12 protein-coding genes and 1 pseudogene are annotated in these 17,045 nt (G+C 72.5%); 9 read left to right on the plus strand and 4 right to left on the minus strand.

Annotated features, from left to right (window positions below):
- The first annotated feature begins 148 nt into the window (after positions 1-148).
- Positions 149-403: a hypothetical protein gene (locus BM396_RS26565; RefSeq protein ID WP_043385904.1), complete on the plus strand. Its 255-nt coding sequence runs from the start codon at positions 149-151 to the stop codon at positions 401-403.
- A 278-nt stretch (positions 404-681) separates the two neighbouring features.
- On the opposite strand, the gene BM396_RS26570 is transcribed toward BM396_RS26565, so the two are convergent.
- Entirely contained in the window at positions 682-2,730 is a 2,049-nt protein-coding gene (locus BM396_RS26570; RefSeq protein WP_043385901.1) for a methyl-accepting chemotaxis protein, read from the minus strand.
- Between the two features lie 759 nt (positions 2,731-3,489).
- Between BM396_RS26570 and BM396_RS26580 the strand changes: the two genes are divergently transcribed.
- Positions 3,490-3,915, plus strand: coding sequence for a cupin domain-containing protein (locus tag BM396_RS26580; RefSeq protein ID WP_043351508.1), 426 nt, complete (start codon positions 3,490-3,492; stop codon positions 3,913-3,915).
- Positions 3,916-3,918: 3 nt separating this feature from the next.
- On the opposite strand, the gene BM396_RS26585 is transcribed toward BM396_RS26580, so the two are convergent.
- A complete protein-coding gene (locus BM396_RS26585) occupies positions 3,919-5,100 on the minus strand; it encodes an MFS transporter (protein ID WP_043385899.1) in 1,182 nt (393 codons plus the stop codon).
- A gap of 454 nt (positions 5,101-5,554) precedes the next feature.
- Here BM396_RS26585 and uvrA point away from each other — a divergent pair, with 454 nt between their 5' ends.
- The 7 genes from uvrA (at position 5,555) to BM396_RS26620 (ending at position 15,213) form a co-directional block, all read left to right on the plus strand.
- Positions 5,555-8,674 (plus strand): excinuclease ABC subunit UvrA, encoded by a 3,120-nt coding sequence (gene uvrA / locus BM396_RS26590; protein ID WP_043385896.1) that lies wholly within the window; start codon positions 5,555-5,557, stop codon positions 8,672-8,674.
- A 662-nt stretch (positions 8,675-9,336) separates the two neighbouring features.
- The gene (locus BM396_RS26595; RefSeq protein ID WP_043345625.1) at positions 9,337-10,317 is read left to right on the plus strand and encodes a transporter; all 981 of its coding nucleotides are present in this window, start codon (positions 9,337-9,339) and stop codon (positions 10,315-10,317) included.
- Positions 10,318-10,582: 265 nt separating this feature from the next.
- Positions 10,583-11,557, plus strand: coding sequence for a S1C family serine protease (locus BM396_RS26600; RefSeq protein WP_043345622.1), 975 nt, complete (start codon positions 10,583-10,585; stop codon positions 11,555-11,557).
- Positions 11,558-11,757: 200 nt separating this feature from the next.
- Positions 11,758-12,027, plus strand: coding sequence for a GCG_CRPN prefix-to-repeats domain-containing protein (locus BM396_RS26605; protein ID WP_043345620.1), 270 nt, complete (start codon positions 11,758-11,760; stop codon positions 12,025-12,027).
- 283 nt (positions 12,028-12,310) lie between these two features.
- Positions 12,311-12,457 carry a DUF1127 domain-containing protein gene (locus BM396_RS26610; protein ID WP_012318555.1) on the plus strand — a complete coding sequence of 49 codons (147 nt, stop codon included), beginning with the start codon at positions 12,311-12,313 and terminating at the stop codon, positions 12,455-12,457.
- A gap of 76 nt (positions 12,458-12,533) precedes the next feature.
- Entirely contained in the window at positions 12,534-13,961 is a 1,428-nt protein-coding gene (gene trmFO, locus BM396_RS26615) for a methylenetetrahydrofolate--tRNA-(uracil(54)-C(5))-methyltransferase (FADH(2)-oxidizing) TrmFO (protein ID WP_043345618.1), read from the plus strand.
- A 49-nt stretch (positions 13,962-14,010) separates the two neighbouring features.
- A complete protein-coding gene (locus BM396_RS26620) occupies positions 14,011-15,213 on the plus strand; it encodes a Zn-dependent hydrolase (RefSeq protein ID WP_043385894.1) in 1,203 nt (400 codons plus the stop codon).
- 66 nt (positions 15,214-15,279) lie between these two features.
- On the opposite strand, the gene BM396_RS33730 is transcribed toward BM396_RS26620, so the two are convergent.
- Both BM396_RS33730 and BM396_RS26630 read right to left on the minus strand, forming a co-directional pair.
- The gene (locus BM396_RS33730) at positions 15,280-15,999 is read right to left on the minus strand and encodes a CatB-related O-acetyltransferase (protein ID WP_043345613.1); all 720 of its coding nucleotides are present in this window, start codon (positions 15,997-15,999) and stop codon (positions 15,280-15,282) included.
- Positions 15,996-17,045 (minus strand): annotated as a pseudogene (locus BM396_RS26630) (glycosyl transferase); the annotation flags it as partial. The pseudogene BM396_RS26630 and the gene BM396_RS33730, both read right to left, overlap by 4 nt.

Raw genomic sequence — 17,045 nt, forward strand, 5'->3', positions numbered from 1 at the left:
CCTGTCCGCGACGCGGACCGACGGCCCGGTCGAGACACGTTCGGAAACACGGAACCGGCGCCGGAAGCCCCTCTTCCGACTAGGCAGTTTCCGCAACTTCCCGTAGAGTTGCGGATGAGGGGGGCGTAGGCTGGAAGGCTGCGTCCGGATGCTGGACGATGTGATGACCTATGGCGGCTGGGCCGTCGGCCTGGTCGCTGTCGGCGTATGGACTTGGCTCGCGCGGCGTGCCTTTCCGAGTTTCGAATCCTTCGTGAGGGGCTTCGACGACGAGCTGCAGCTGGGCGCCAGCCCGGAGGAGCGCGCGCGCAGCGCGCGCTGGCATCAGGTCCGTCAGGCCGCCGTGGCGCTGACGGCCGTCGCGGCCCTGTGCCTGTCGATCGGGTTCGCGATTCCCGACTGAGCCCGCCGATTCGGCCGCGCCGGATCCGCGCGCTCACCGCCTCGGCCAGATCGATGTGGCGCTCCTGACCTTCCGGCACGGTTCCGGAGGCCGGCGTGCACTGAGGGCGCGGGGCGTCCCGGCGTTGGGCCGCGGCAGGACCCACGACAGATCCCGGATTCGAAGGCGCCGGGACCCTTCGCGGGTGCAGGGGGTGCCCTGCCGTCGGGCATGGCCCGGTGACGCCGGGGCGCCGCCCCGACACCCCGTCCGAGGGCGCGCCCTTCGGAAGCCCCGGCTCAAGCCGCCCGGATCCGGGTGAGGAAGCCCTCCGCGGCCTCCCGCAGGTCGCTCGCTTGGCGGGACAGGTCCCCTGCTGCCCGCAGCACCTGTTCGGAGCCCCGGCTGGCCGCGGCGGCGGCCTCGCCGACGCCCGCCATGTGCCCCGAGACCCCGCGGGTGTCCTGCGAGGTCTGGGCGGTGGTCCGGGCGATCTCCGCGGTGGCCGCGCCCTGCTCCTCGACCATGGCGGCGATCTCGGCCCCGATCCGGGCGAGGTTGCGAATCACCTCGGTGATGCTGCCGATGGACCGGACCGAGGCCTCCGTCGAGCCGGTGATCTCGGCGACCTTGGCGGCGATCTCCTCGGTGGCCCGGCTGGTCTGGGTGGCGAGGTCCTTGACCTCGGCGGCGACCACCGCGAAGCCGCGGCCCGCCTCGCCGGCGCGGGCAGCCTCGATCGTGGCGTTGAGCGCCAGCAGGTTGGTCTGACCGGCGATCTGCGAGATGATCGCGACGATCTCCCCGATGCTCCCGGCCGCCTGGGCGAGACGGTGCACCTCGCCGGCGGTCCCGTCCGCGTCCCGGGTCGCGGCGGCGGCGAGGTCGGCCGAGGCCCCCACCTGTACGCCGATCTCCCGGACCGAGGCGGTGAGTTCCTCGGTGGCCGCCGCCACCGTGTCGGCCGAGCGCGCGGCCGAATCGGCGGATCCGGCCACCGTCCGGCTGAGATCCGTGGTGTCCTGCGCGGTCCGGGCCATGCCGTGCGCGGAGGCCTCCAGCTGGGCGGCCGCCGCCGAGACGGCCGCGACGATGCCGCCCACCTGGCGCTCGAAGCTGTCGGCGAGGCCCAGGGCGGCGGCGCGCTGCGCGGCACTCGCCTCGGCGGCGAGCCGCTCCTGCGCGGCCCGGGCGGCGCGACGCTCGGCGACGCTGTCGCGGAAGGCGACCGCGGCGGCGGCGATCGCCCGGACCTCCCGCGGGCCCCCCGACGGGATCGCCAGATCGGCCGTCCCCTGGTCCCGGCCGATCGCGGTCAGAACCTGCGCCATCCGGGCGAGGGGGCGCGCGATCGCGGTGCCGAGCCAGACCGCGAGGCCGGCCGAGAGGGCGAACAGGGCGAGGCCTCCGGCGATCCAGAGGGTCAGCATCCGGTCCGCCCGGGCGCGCAGGGCGCCGGCGGCGGCCTCCAGATCGGCGGTGAGCCGGTCCTCCACGCCCTTCAGGGCATCGATGCGCTGCGTGGCGAGGCCGAACCAGGAAGGCGCGTCGCGGAAGGCGAGCGGCGTCCCCGGCATCGTCTCCTGGGCGATCCTGCGCAGGCGCGCGACCGCCCGGGCCGGCTCGGTCGCCTCGGCGGCGTCGAGAAGGGTCGTCTGGGCGGCCTCGGCCCCGGCCCGGAACAGGCCCGCATAGGTCGCCTGCTCGGCCGAGAGGGTGGCGAGCCGGCGCGCGGCCGCGAGGTCCAGGTTGCCGGAGGCGAAGACCGCCGAGGCGGCGGCCCGCTCCTGGCCGGCGGCTTCCTTCATGGCCAGGAAGGCCGCGTAGGCGTTCGCCCGGGCGGCGAGGCCGGCCTCGTCGATCGCCCCGCCCATCGCCCGCACGAGCCCGAGCCCCTCGCCGATCAGGCCGGTGTAGTAGCCGGCCGCCTGGGGGACGCCGGCCGTCAGGGCATCCACCGCCCGCCGCTGGTCGGCGAGCCCGGCGAGCGCCTGGCCGAAACCCGCGCCGCGCGCCGCGAAGTCCGGGCCGTACTGCGTGGCCGCCGCCATCGCCCCGGGAAGGTCTGCGAGCGCCGCGTCGGTGCGCACGCGCTGGGCGGCGAGTTCGGGCCCGAACTGTGCGCCCTTCGCGCCCAGGAACAGGCTGGAGGCACCGCGCTCGCGCTGGGCCTCATGCACGAAGGCGCTGATCCGCGAGGCGAGGCCGACGAGGCTCTCCACCCGGTCCATCTCGGCGCGCCGCGCCCACTGGTCGGACACCGTCCAGCCGGCGGCCCCCGCGAAGGCGAGGCTGGGGGCGAGCGCCACGACCAGGATCCGGGCGCGAAGCGAGGAGAGGAGGATCATCGGCGGCAGGACATCTCGGAGAACAGAACGGAGCTTGGCCGCAGGTCATAAAGATCTGGTTATGCTGACCTGCCCGGATTCGGTGCAGCTCTGCCTGATCGGATGGCAGTTTCGGTCGGGGCGGCGCTGTCGGTGTGCAGGTTTGCCAGGTCTTCAGCGCGGGGATAATCGGTTCCGGGGATCGCCCGTGCGGGGGCGGGCCGTCTTTCATCAGCGGCGGTACTTCGGCGGAGGCCGTCCGGGGAATTCGCTCCCCCGGTTCTATTGCGGGGCGCGGGATCGTGACCCTGCGCCGGGTCATGCGGGACCGCCGCCGCCGGAGCGCCCTGAACCGCCGGGTCCTCTCCAGCGGGGGGCGACAGCTGCGCCCTTCCGCGCCCCAGCCCGCGTCGTCTCCGCCACCGCCGCCCCCCGGGCCGGGATCGTCGCTCTCGCCACCCCGCTCGTCACCCCGATCGACGACCCGGAGCGGCTGATTTCCGGCTCCGCAAGCGCAGGAGCCTGTGGCGGCCCCGGGCGTTCCCGTCCCGGCGCGCGATGGGCGGCCCGCAGGATGGGCGGCCCGCAGGACGTCGCCGCCGGGGCGCACGCCTCGACGGGCTGTCTCGCCGCGTTGACGCGGGGCGCCTGCGCACCACTCTGGATGAGCATGACGGGGGGATCGACGCCGCGAGCCCGCGGCGCGCCCCGGCGCCGATCGAGAGCGGGCGGGCCGAGGACAGGATCGTGCGCGACGGTTTTCGGAGTGAGGAGGACGCGATGGCGGACGCGGCGGGGACCGGCATCTTCGACGTGGCGGCGCTGGCGGCGGCGCTGCCCGGCAGCGCCCAGACCCTCCTGGTCGACACCTATCTGACCGACCGGGAGGCCGCGAGCGCCCGGGTGTTCCGGGTCTACCGGCCGACTCCGCCGCATTACCACGCCACCTGCGACGAGTACCTCTACTGCCTGTCGGGCCGGGGCACGGTCTGGCTGGGCGACCCGGCCGCCGCGACCGCATTCGGCCCCGGTCAGCTCCTGGTCTTCGAGAAGGGCACGGTCCACGCCATGCCGGAGATCGATCCCGCGGAACCGGTGGTGTTCCTCGCGATCGACACCCCCCGGCGGGCGCCCACCGACATCGTCTTCGTGAACCCGGAGGACGGCAGCCCCGCCACCTTCATGGCGCGCAACGCCGAGGCGTGAGCCTCACACCGGCAGGGACCGCCCGGCCGCCGCCACGGCGAGGAGCAGGGCCGCCACGAGCAGGAGCGCGGCGGACAGGCCCAAAGCCTGCGCGGCGAAGCCGATCAGCGCCGGGCCCGCCAGCACCCCGGCATAGCCGAGCGTCGTCACCGCCGGCACCGCCACGCGCGCGGGCATCGCGGTCTGGCGGCCGGCCGCCGTGAACAGGACCGGGACGATGTTGGCGCAGCCCGCCCCGACCAGGGCGTAGCCGGCGAGGGCCGCCTCCCAGGCCGGGACCAGGACCGAGAGCGCGAGTCCGGCGGCCGCCAGGAGGCCGCCGAAGACCACCACGGGCCGCCGCCCGAGCCGGGCCACGACCCGATCGCCGGCAAGGCGCCCCGCCGTCATCGTCACCGAGAAGGCCGCGTAGCCGAGCGCCGCCCAGGCCGGATCGAGGCCCCGCTGCTGGATCAGGAACACCGCGCTCCAGTCGAGGGCCGAGCCCTCGGTGAGGAACACCACGAAGCAGAGCAGGCCCAGCACCAGCACGACGCCCCGGGGGCGCGCGAAGGCGGGGCCTCCGCTCCCCCCTGCCCGCTCGGCCGGCAGGATCCCGGGCCAGGCGGCCGCGAACAGGGCCGCGATCCCGGCGACCAGGAGCAGCACGCTCCAGCCCGCGCCGAGCCCGGCCGCCAGCAGGCCGCTGGCGATCAGCGCCCCCAGGATGCAGCCGAGACTGTAGAGGCCGTGGAAGCCCGACATCATCGGGCGCCCGCTGGCGCGCTCCACCACGACGGCCTGCAGGTTCATGACGCAGTCCACCGCCCCCATCCCGGCGCCGAACAGCACCAGCGCCAGGGTGAGCGGCACGAGCCCATCGCCCACGGCCAGCACCGGCAGGGCGAGGCCGATCGCCAGCGTGCCGGCGAGCAGGACCGGCCGGAAACCGAGCCGCGAAGCCGCCGCCCCGGCGCTCGGCATCGCCAGGATCGAGCCGATGCCGAAGGTGAGGAGCAGCAGGCCGAGCCCCGCCGCGTCGAGGCCGGCGCGGTCCTGCACCAGCGGCACCAGGGGCGCCCAGGTGGCGTTGGCGATGCCCACGATCAGGAACAGCAGCCGCGTGGACACGCTCTGTCCGCGGGCCGCATTCCGGTCCCCCGCCCCGCCGAGGGCGACCGGGTCGGTCAGGTCGAGCGCTGGCATCGGCACCTGTCGATGGAGTCGAGTCCGAGGGTGGATCCCGGCGACGTGGGGCCTCGGTTCCCGCGGTGCAACACCGGGCCGTCGTCGCGCGCGCCGTGCCGCGCGCCCGGAGGGGACACCGGCGGCCCCATGCGTCGGCGACTTGCCCGGTTCCTCGCAGGCGCCCTCGCGCGCCCGCTTGGACGCCCGCTTGCACGCCCGCTTGGACGCCCGCTCGGGCGCTGCCGGAACGCTTTGCCGCGCGCGCAAGGGCGGCGGCTCGTTCGCCGAGCGGTTGCCGCCGTACGCGTTTCGTTCTAGCAAGGGCGGCGCATGACGGACCTGCGTCCCGCCGGCCCCACCTTGCCGTCGGCCCCCTCGGGCTCGACATGTGTCGGAGCGGCGGCTGGCCCGCGCGCGAATCCGATCCGGATCCGATCCGACTGCGTCGACGCCTCGAAAGACCGCCGCCCTCATGGCCAAAGCCCAAGCTGGAAGTCGTGCCGCAAGCCGCGCCGGCGCCGCCCAAGCTGCCCCGACAGCCGCCGCGCAGACGGCGTCCAAGGCTCCGAAAGCCGCCACCGCCGCCCCGGCCCCGCAGCCCAAGCCGACCCGCGCGAAGTCCGAAAAGCCCGCCCGCCCTGGGGCGGCCGCCGAGGCCGCGATCGACGCCAAGCTGGCGGCCCTGTTCGACGCCGCGCCGGCGAGCGCCCATGACCGGCGGGTCATCGCGGTCCGGGGGGCCCGGGAGCACAACCTCAAGAACGTCGACCTGACGATCCCCCGGGACAAGCTCGTGGTGTTCACCGGGCTGTCGGGCTCGGGCAAGTCGTCGCTGGCCTTCGACACGATCTACGCCGAGGGGCAGCGCCGCTACGTCGAGTCGCTCTCGGCCTATGCCCGCCAGTTCCTGGAGATGATGTCGAAGCCCGACGTCGACCAGATCGACGGGCTGTCGCCGGCGATCTCCATCGAGCAGAAGACCACCTCCAAGAACCCCCGCTCCACCGTCGGGACGGTCACCGAGATCTACGACTACATGCGCCTGCTCTGGGCGCGGGTCGGCATCCCCTACTCGCCCGACACCGGCCTGCCGATCGAGAGCCAGACCGTCCAGCAGATGGTCGACCGGGTGCTGGAATTGCCGGAGAAGACCCGGCTCTACCTGCTGGCGCCCGTGGTCCGCGGACGCAAGGGCGAGTACCGCAAGGAAATCGCCGAGTACCAGAAGAAGGGCTTCCAGCGCCTGCGCGTGAACGGCGAATACTACGCCATCGACGACGTGCCCAAGCTCGACAAGAAGTTCAAGCACGACATCGACGTGGTGGTCGACCGCATCGTGGTCCGGGCCGATATCGGCTCGCGGCTGGCCGAGTCCTTCGAGACGGCCCTGGAGCTGGCCGATGGCATCGCGGAGGTCGTGTTCGCGGATGCCCCCGAGGGCGAGACGCCCCGGACCATCACCTTCTCGTCGCGCTTCGCCTGCCCGGTCTCGGGCTTCACCATCGCGGAGATCGAGCCCCGGCTGTTCTCGTTCAACAACCCGTTCGGCGCCTGCCCGACCTGCAGCGGCATCGGCCACGAGATGCGGATCGACCCCGAGCTGGTCATCTCCGATCCCGCTTTGAGCCTGAAGCGCGGCGCCGTCGGCCCCTGGGCGAAATCGACCTCGCCCTATTACGGCCAGACCCTGGAGGCGCTGGCCGAGCATTTCGGCTTCAAGACCAGCGTCCCGTGGCAGAGCCTGTCGGAGACGGCCCGTGCCATCGTGCTGTACGGCTCGGGCAAGCAGGCGATCCGCTTCGCCTACGACGACGGGTTGCGCAAGTACACGGTCAACAAGCCCTTCGAGGGCGTGATCCCGAACCTGGAGCGCCGCTACAAGGAGAGCGACTCGGACGCCGTCCGGGAGGAGATCGGGCGCTTCATGAGCGAGACGCCCTGCGCCGCCTGCGGCGGCAAGCGGCTGAAGCCCGAGGCGCTCGCCGTGAAGGTCGCCATGGCCGACATTGCCGATGTCACGGCCCTCTCAGTCAGTGAGGCGCATCGCTGGTTCTCGGAGCTGCCGGAGAAGCTGACGGCGAAGCAGAACGCCATCGCGGTCCGGATCCTGAAGGAGATCCGCGACCGGCTGAGCTTCCTGGTGGATGTCGGCCTCGAATACCTGACGCTCGCCCGCGGCTCCGGCTCCCTCTCGGGCGGCGAGAGCCAGCGCATCCGGCTGGCCTCGCAGATCGGCTCCGGCCTCACCGGCGTGCTCTACGTCCTGGACGAGCCGTCGATCGGCCTGCACCAGCGCGACAACGAGCGGCTGCTCGGCACGCTCAAGCGCCTGCGCGACCTCGGCAATTCGGTGATCGTGGTCGAGCACGACGAGGACGCGATCCTGCAGGCCGATTACGTGGTCGATGTCGGCCCGGGCGCCGGTATCCACGGTGGCGAGATCATCGCGCAGGGCACTCCCGCCGAGGTCCTGGCCAACCCGGCCTCGCTCACCGCGAAATACCTCACGGGCGAGATGGCAGTCCGGACGCCCACCGCGCGCCGAAAAGGCCGCAAGGGCAAGCTCGGCCTGTTCGGCGCCCGGGGCAACAATCTGAAGGATGTCGATGTCGAGATCCCGCTCGGCACCTTCACCTGCATCACCGGCGTCTCGGGCGGCGGCAAGTCCACCCTGGTGATCGACACCCTCTACAAGGCGATCGCCAAGAAGCTGAACGGCGCCCTGGAGCATCCGGCCCCCTACGGGCGGCTGGAGGGGCTGGAGCACCTCGACAAGGTCATCGACATCGACCAGTCGCCGATCGGCCGCACGCCGCGCTCGAACCCCGCCACCTATATCGGCGCCTTCACGCCGATCCGCGACTGGTTCGCGGGCCTGCCGGAGGCCAAGGCGCGGGGCTACCAGCCCGGCCGCTTCTCGTTCAACGTCAAGGGCGGCCGCTGCGAGGCCTGCTCGGGCGACGGCGTCATCAAGATCGAGATGCATTTCCTGCCCGACGTCTACGTCACCTGCGACGTCTGCAAGGGCAAGCGCTACGACCGCGAGACCCTGGAGGTGAAGTACCGGGCCAAGTCCATCGCCGACGTGCTCGATTCCACCGTCGAGGAGGCGGCCGAGCTGTTCAAGGCGGTGCCGGCGATCCGCGACAAGCTCGAGACCCTGAAGCGGGTCGGCCTGCACTACGTCCATGTCGGCCAGCAGGCCACCACCCTGTCGGGGGGCGAGGCGCAGCGCGTGAAGCTCTCCAAGGAGCTGTCGAAGCGCGCCACGGGGCGCACCCTTTACATCCTCGACGAGCCGACCACCGGCCTGCATTTCCACGACGTCGCCAAGCTCATGGAGGTGCTCCACGAGCTGGTGGACCAGGGCAACACCGTGGTGGTGATCGAGCACAACCTCGAAGTGATCAAGACCGCCGACTGGGTGATCGACATGGGTCCCGAGGGCGGCGACGGCGGCGGCCGGGTCGTGGCGCAGGGCACGCCGGAAGAGATCGCCCGCTCCAAGGCCAGCCATACCGGCCGGTTCCTGCGCGAGGTGCTGGAGCGGCGCCCCGCGGCGCCCGCGCGCCGAGGCCGCGCCGCCGAGTAGCGCGCCAAACCTTCCGGGCCAAACCTTCCGGGTAAGCGGCGGCGTCGGACGCACCGGCGACAGGGCCGGCCGCGGGCCCTCCCCCACACAGGACGGGCGGGCCGCGCGAATCCGCGAGCCCGACGGGACGAGGCAGGCGGTTCGGACCGGCGCGATCGCAGGCCGGCGCGGCAGTTTCTGCCGGGTGCCGTCCGCATATCCGCCCGGCCGGGCGGTGATTCGAGCCGCGGGGCGCCGGTTCGGGCCAGCCGCGGGCCGGTTCGAAGCCGGATTCCGGTCCGGATCCCGGCCGGGCGGCCCGCCCGGCGGCCTGCCCGATCACCTCCCCGGCCTTGCCGGATTCTCCCGTGCCCCGGCGCGACAACAGCTTGACCATTCAACGATATTTTGCCGGACCCCCCGTTTGGGCCGGGTCTGTGGACAGTGTTGCATCGCCGCAAAAATGCGGATTTTGCGCAACGGTTCAGCCGGTTGTGGCGTTTCGGCGAGCATTCCACTGTCTTTCCGCAGGTCTCTGTAGAATAGTCGCAGACGTTGAGACGGGCAGGCTCCGTGGGGGCGCTCGGTAGGTCCGAAGCCGGCAGCCGCGATTGGCGAGCAGACCGGCAAGGAAGTGCCGAATGCGGGACGGAAGCCGTGGGACCTTGGGAAGGAATGAGAAAATGATGAAGAACTGGCTCGCGGCCGGCGCGGTCGCGCTCACGGTCGGCATGACCTCGACGATCGCGCAGGCGCAGACCACCACGGTTCCCGGCGAGCAGGTCGGCCTCGCCGTCGGCGCGCCGCTGCCGGAAGGCCTCTACGCGATCAACACGTTCACCTACCGCCGCACCGACGCGCCAAACTCGCCCGACACGGCCGTCAACATCCCGGTCCTGGTCTGGTCGACCCCGTTCGTGCCGTTCGGCGGCCGCGTCGAGCTGCTCGTGGCGCCCCCGACCGTGTTCGCCTTCACCCGCAACCCGGCGGGCGTGCGCAACAAGGACATCTCGATCAACGTCGGCACCTTCGTCGGCGGCATCTGGGCCTTCGACCTCGGCAACAACTTCGGCGTCAGCTTGCTCGGCGGCGCCTACCTGAACGACCTGAACGGCGACCGCGGCTCGATCATCACCGCGAACGGCACGACGGCCACCCCGGTCCTGCCGCAGCTCTCCTCCAACACCTACCGCTTCGGCATCGCCGGCAGCTACACCGGTGACGGCTGGAACATCACCGCCAACCTGACCGCCAACATCTACGACTCGCCCGGCCGCTTCCCCGGCCAGGTCGGCGCCGCCATCGGCCCGATCCGCCTCTCGGACGCCCTGAACTTCGACCTCACCGCGACGAAGAAGTTCGGCAACTTCGAGATCGGCCCGATCGCCTACGGCACCTACAACTTCGACATCAGCCAGGCCAGCGCGGCGGCCGGCAACCGCGGCCGCTTCGCCATCGGCGGCCTCGTCGGCTACGACTTCAAGATCTTCACCGTCCAGGCCTACGTCGCCCGCGATGTCGTGACCGGCGCGCAGTACACCAACGCCTTTGGCCGCACCCGCGACAACTACTCCACCGACGGCTGGATCCGGTTCATCGTGCCGCTCTACTCGCCGGCCCCGGCCGCCTCGCCGGTCCCGGCGGCCCTGGTCCGCAAGTACTGAGACCAACCCGAGACACCGGGCTCCCCGCCGCCGCGCGGCGGGGGCGCCCGGATCTCCGACAGGCCGTCCTCCGGGACGGCGCGCCGCCCGGCACCGCCGGGCGGTTTTTTGTTGTGCCGGCCCCGCCGCGGGCCGCCCCGAACGGGCCCGTTCCATGGGTCGCAACCGACCGCGGGTGACGCGGGCGGCGCTGACATCCTATGGTGTGCCGATGGCGCGGCTCCGGCGCCGACCGGAGCGCAGGCGGACGAGCCGAAGGAAAGTCATGGCGACGCAGGGCGAGTGGAAGATCCCCGCGCAGGCCCAGCCCAGGCCCGCGGATTACGGCTACGACCTCGACCGGGCGCTCTCGGCCGTGCTGGCCCTGTCGGCGCGGATCCCGGAGAGCGCGTTCACCGCCGAGACGCTCGGCACCGAGCGCGCCGGCAACGGCGTGGTGATCCGCGAGGACGGTTTGGTGCTCACCATCGGCTACCTCGTCACCGAGGCCGAGAGCGTCTGGCTCACCACCCGGGACGGCCGCTCGGTGCCCGGCCACGTCCTCGGCTTCGACGCCGCCACGGGCTTCGGCCTGGTCCAGGCGCTCGGCGATCTCGGCGTGCCGGCCCTCCCGCTCGGCCGCTCGGCCGGGCTGAAGACCGGCGACCGGGCCGTGCTGGCGGGGGCGGGCGGGCGCCAGCGCTGCGTCGCCGTCGAGGTCGTGGCCCGGCAGGAATTCGCCGGCTACTGGGAATACGTCCTCGACGAGGCGCTGTTCACCGCCCCCGCGCACCCGCATTGGGGCGGCACCGCGCTGATCGGTCCCCAGGGCGACCTGCTCGGCATCGGCTCGCTGCAGCTGCAGCAGGGCGGCGCCGGCGCGGCGCGGCCGATCAACATGGTGGTGCCCATCGACCTGCTGACGCCGATCCTCGAGGACCTCGCCACGCGCGGGCGGGCCAACCGGCCGCCGCGCCCCTGGCTCGGCCTCTACGCCACCGAGAGCGAGGAGGGCATCGTGGTGATGGGCCTCGCCGACAACGGTCCGGCCGAGACCGGCGGCCTCCAGGCCGGCGACGTGATCGAGGCGGTGGCCGGCGAGCCGGTGGCCGATCTCGCCGCCCTGTTCCGCAGCGTCTGGGCGCTCGGCGAGGCCGGGGTGCGGGTGCCCCTCACGGTCCGCCGCGAGGGGCGCGGCGTGAAGCTCGCCCTCGTCTCCGGAGACCGGGAACGGTTCCTGCGCACGCCCTCGCTGCACTGAGGCCGCCCGGAGCGCGCAGCCGTCGCGCTCCGGGCGGCGTCGCCGCGGGTGCCGTCGTGGGTGCCGTCGTGGGTGCCGTCGTGGGTGCCGTCTTGGGCCTGTACCGGGCACAACTTACGGCTCAGCGACTGTTCAGGTGGCGGCGTCGAATCTGCAACGACCGGCTCCCGATCCGCCGGAAGCGTTGAGGAGATCCAGTCATGACGGTTCTGAGCGCACCGCGCGCGAAGGCGCTCGTGATGGCCGCCGCGATCGCCGGCGGCCTCGGGCTCGCGGGCACCGCCGAGGCGGCCGGGGGCTGCGGCCCCGGCTTCCACCCGAATCCCTGGGGCATCTGCCGGCCGAACTGGGGGCCCCGGCCCTACGGATACTGGCGGCGGCCGATCTACTATGGTGGCTATGGCGGCTATTACCGGCCGCGGCCGTTCTACCGGCCCTACGGCTTCTACGGGCCGCGCCCGTTCTACTGAGCCTCGCGCCGGGCGATTCGAACGGCATGACGGGCGTCCCGCCGACCGGCGGGGCGCCCGTCGCGCGTTGTGGGAGGCTTTCCGGGGCCTGCATGCGCACAAAGAATGACCATTTGGAAACCTTGCCGGTTTCTTAAGCCCGGTATGCACTTTCCGCAGGTCTGGTGCTTGACCTTGCGACTCCTGCTGCGCTGCGGCGGGATTATATGTGCGTTGCACCAACAAGAGGCAGCGATGCGCAATGAGGCGCCGTCGTCTGCTCGAACAGAGGTCACAGCACACCATGTCCGCCGCCCGTAGCGTCCTGAGCCGCGTCCGCGCCTATCTCCGGTACCGCGACACCGTTTCCCAGCTGTCCCGCCTGTCGGACCGCGACCTGGCCGATCTCGGCATCAACCGCAGCGAGATCCGCGGCGTCGCCCGCGTTTGATCCCAGCGTCCGAGCCGAACGCCGTGAAGGACCGTTGCCCGTTGATCCGGGCGGCGGTCCTTCGCTATTTTCAGGCATGACACAGACCATCCATATCGTCGGCGGCGGCCTCGCCGGATCCGAGGCCGCCTGGCAGGTGGCCGAGGCCGGCCATCGCGCCGTGCTCCATGAGATGCGCCCCGTGCGCGGCACCGAGGCCCATCAGACCGACGGGCTCGCCGAGCTCGTTTGCTCAAATTCCTTCCGGTCGGACGACCCGGAGGGCAACGCGGTCGGGCTGCTGCATCAGGAGATGCGCACGCTCGGCTCGCTGATCATGCGGGCGGCCGACGCCAACCAAGTGCCGGCGGGCGGGGCGCTGGCGGTCGACCGGGAGGGGTTCTCCGCGGCGGTGACCCGGACCCTGGAGCAGCACCCCAACGTGACCCTGGTCCGCGGGGAGGTCGAGGGGCTGCCGCCGGAGGCGTGGGGCCCCTGCATCGTCGCCACCGGCCCGCTCACCGCACCCGCCCTCGCCGAGGGGATCCGGGGGCTCACCGGGGCCGAATCCCTCGCCTTCTTCGACGCCATCGCGCCCATCGTCCACCGCGACTCGATCGACATGGAGGTGGCGTGGTTCCAGTCCCGCTACGACAAGCCGGGGCCGGGCGGCACGGGGGCCGACTATCTCAACTGCCCGATGAACCGGGAGCAGTACGACGCCTTCGTGGCCGCCCTCGTGGCGGGCGAGAAGATCGGGTTCAAGCAATGGGAGGGCACGCCCTATTTCGACGGCTGCCTGCCCGTCGAAGTGATGGCCGAGCGCGGGCCCGAGACCCTGCGCCACGGCCCGATGAAGCCCGTGGGTCTCACCAACCCGCGGGACCCGCTGGTCAAGCCCTGCGCGATCGTGCAACTGCGCCAGGACAACGCGCTGGGCACCCTCTACAACATGGTCGGCTTCCAGACGAAGCTGACCTATGCCGAGCAGGTCCGGATCTTCCGCACGATCCCCGGTCTGGAGCGGGCCGAGTTCGCCCGCCTCGGGGGCCTGCACCGCAACACCTATCTCGACAGCCCGCGTCTCCTCGACGCCACCCTCCGGCTGAAGGCCCGGCCCGCCTTGCGCTTCGCCGGCCAGATCACCGGCTGCGAGGGCTACGTGGAGAGTGCCGCGGTCGGGCTGATGGCCGGCCGCTTCGCCGTCGCCGAGGCGGCCGGCCGGCCCCTCGCCCCCCTGCCCCAGACGACGGCCCTCGGCGCGCTCATCGCCCACATCACCGGCGGCCACGTCGCGGCGGACGGCGAGGCCAACGCCCCGCGCTCGTTCCAGCCGATGAACGTCAATTTCGGCCTGTTCCCGCCGCTCGCGCAGGCCCCCCGCAACGAGACCGGCCGGCGCCTGCGCGGGCCCGAGAAGGCCGCGCTGAAGAAGCGCGCGCTCACCGACCGGGCCCGGACCGACCTCGCCGCCTGGATGGCGGGGACGCAGCCGGCGGACTGGAGACCTGCGGCGGCGGAATAGGAAGGCGCATGCGGCTTGCAGGGGGCGCCCTCCAGCATCCGGGCCCCGCATGATCGAGATCGACACCCGCGCCTTCCTGGCCGACCTGTACGCCCTGCGCGAGATCGGCCGGTTCCGCACCGGCGTCCACCGGCCGACCTTCTCGCCCGAGGACATGGAATCCCGCCGCTGGCTGATGGCCAAGCTGGAGGCCTGCGGGCTCGCGGCCTCCATCGACGGGATCGGCAACGTGCTGGGGCGCCACCGCGGCCCCGGCCCGCATCTCCTGGTCGGCAGCCATATCGAGACCCAGAACGAGGCCGGCTGGCTCGACGGGGCGCTGGGGGTCGTGGCCGGGGTGGCGCTGGCCCGGGCCGGCCTGCCCGTCGACGTCGTCGCCTTCGCGGACGAGGAGGGGCATTTCTCCGGCGGTTTCCTGGGCAGCCGCTCGGCGATCGGCGACCTGACCGAGGCCGAGATCGACGAAGCCCGCAACCGCACCGACGGCACCCCCCTGCGCGCGGCGCTCGAAGCCGCGGGCCTGGCCGGCCTGCCCCGGATGCGGCTCGATCCGGGCCGCTACCGCGGCTTCCTGGAGATGCATATCGAGCAGGGCACGCAGCTCGAATCCGCCGGCCTGCATCTCGGCGTGGTGAGCGGCATCGTGGCGATCTGGCAGTTCCGGATCGTGTTCGAGGGCAACCAGGACCATGCCGGCGGCACCACCATGGCGGAGCGCCGGGACGCGGGCCTCTCGGCGGTGCGGCTCCTGGCGGCGATCGACCAGGCGTTTCCGAAGGTCTGCGGCCCGCGCAGCACCTGGACCACCGGGCGGATCACCCTGGATCCCGGCGGCTTCAGCATCATCCCGGGCCGGGCGGAGGTGTTCTTCCAGTTCCGCGACGTGGCGATGCCGGTGCTGGAGCGGATGGAGGCCTGCCTGGAGGCGCTGGTGCGCGAATCGAACCGGCGCGAGCGCTGCCCGGCGACGCTGACGGCTCTCTCCAAGGCGATCCCCGCCCCTTGCGACCCGGACCTGATGCGCGCCCTCTCGGAGGCCGCCGAGCGGGTCTGCCCCGGCGGATGGCAGGTGATGCCCTCGGGGGCCGGACACGACGCGCAGAACGTCGCCCGGATCCTGCCGGCCGCGATGCTGTTCGTGCCCTCGATCGGCGGCATCAGCCACCATTGGGCGGAGGATACGAGCGACGCCGACCTCGCCCTCGGGGTGCGGGCGCTCGGAGACGCGGCCGCCCGGGTGCTGGCGGGGTGAGCGTACCGTGCCCCGGGCTCTCTGCCGATCGGCCGGAGGGAACGGGCCGTCGCGGCGCCCCGGACCTCAGGCGCCCGGCAGCAGCGACTGGATCGGGATCAGGTCCGGCCGGTATTCCTGCATCCCGCCGGCGATCCGCTCCTCCACGGCGTCGAGGAATTTCTCCGGGTCGGTGATCGAGCACTGGCGCAGGTCCCAGAAGGCGTAGCGCCACCACTGCACCTTCAGGTAGCGCTCGATCAGCGCGTCGGGGAAGCGCATCTTCACGATCCGGGCCGGGCTGCCGGCCACGATCGCGTAGGGCGGCACGTCCTTGGTCACCACCGCCATGGCGCCGATGATCGCCCCGTCGCCGATCGTGATGTCGGGCATCAGGAAGGCGCCGTGGCCGATATAGACGTCGTTGCCGATGCGCACGCGCTTGGGCCACAGATAGGGGCCGCAGATCTCGTAATCCTCCGCCCGCGGGTCCAGGCGGTCGAACACCGCCGAGTGGTGCGTGTAGAACAGCGGCGAGGTCGAGCCGCAATGGACCGGGTGGCTGCCGCGCCCGACCTGGACGCTCTCGCCGATCGAGCAGTAGCGGGCGATGTCCGCGCCGAAATAGTAGCCGCTCACCGCGTACGAGAAGGCTCCCATGGTGAGGCAGTAATCGATGCCCATCCACTTGATGCTGCACGGTGGCTCGAAGGTGCAGTCCTCCGGCAGTCCGAACGGAGCCGGATGCAGCACCGAGATGCCGCGCCGCAGCATCTCCTGCTTCATGTCCTCGTTGACGGAGATCATGCGGCGTCCTCGTCGATGCGGCGGCGTTCCGACCCGGCCGGTGCCGGGTCCAGGCCATAATAATCGTGCAGCAGGTCGCCGTAGACGGCGGCCCGGATCGGTCCGGAGAATCGCCCCGCATCCGAGACGTCGAGGGCGAGCAGCCGGTCGTTGAAGGCGGCAGGGTCGGTGACGAGGGCGCAGGGCAGCAGGTGGCCGTTCGGATAGGCGCGCAGCCGCTCGGCCGGTGCGCCGAGGTCGAAGGCCGCCACCGGCAGGCCGGTGCGCAGCGCCAGCGTCAGCGCGTACGAGTAGGTCTCCGGCCAGATCGCCGGCAACAGGACCAGGTCGGCCGAGACCCGCCAGACCAGGTCCAGGGCCTCGTGGTCGCCGGCGTAGCGCCCGGTCTGGGCGACCCCGACCTGCTCCAGGCCGACGGCCAGGGCCGGGTCGGAGAAGCCCACGATCGAGAAGCGCAAAGGCAGCTTCCGATCCTGCGCGTCGGTGGCCAGCGCCTGCAGGAACAGCCCGCCCTTCGTGGCGCTGATCGCGCCGAGCACCGCGACGCGGCGGACGCGTCCGGGCCGCTTTAGGGCGGTGGAGCGCACGCTGCGCTCCGGCTCGACATGCGGCCGCACCGTGACCGCGAGATCCGGGTACACGCCCCGGATCCGGCCCGCCGTGTCGGCGGACGGCGCGAACACCCGCGAAGCCCCCGCCAGGAACGCCCCGAACGCCGCCCGCCGCTCCCCCGGATCCGGCTCCTCGAACCCGTCCGCGTCCGAAGCCAGACAGGCCCGGCACGCGCTGACCGGCGCCAGCCCGCAATAGCGCCCGTCCGGCTGCACGAGGTGGTTGCGGTGGCAGACCGGCGAGTAGTCGTGCAGCGTCCAGGCGTAGGGCCGGCCCGACCCCGCCACCCGATCCATCAGCGCCCGCGCCGCCGCCCAGCGCAGCCCCGCCAGCGAGTGCACGTGGATCAGGACCGGCGCCAGCTCTGCGATGAAGCCGGCGAGTTCGTCCGCGTCCCGCGGCAGGTACAGGCTGTCGAGGTTGGGCAGGTACAG

This window comes from Methylobacterium sp. UNCCL125 (genome assembly GCF_900116795.1).
Taxonomy (GTDB): domain Bacteria; phylum Pseudomonadota; class Alphaproteobacteria; order Rhizobiales; family Beijerinckiaceae; genus Methylobacterium; species Methylobacterium fujisawaense.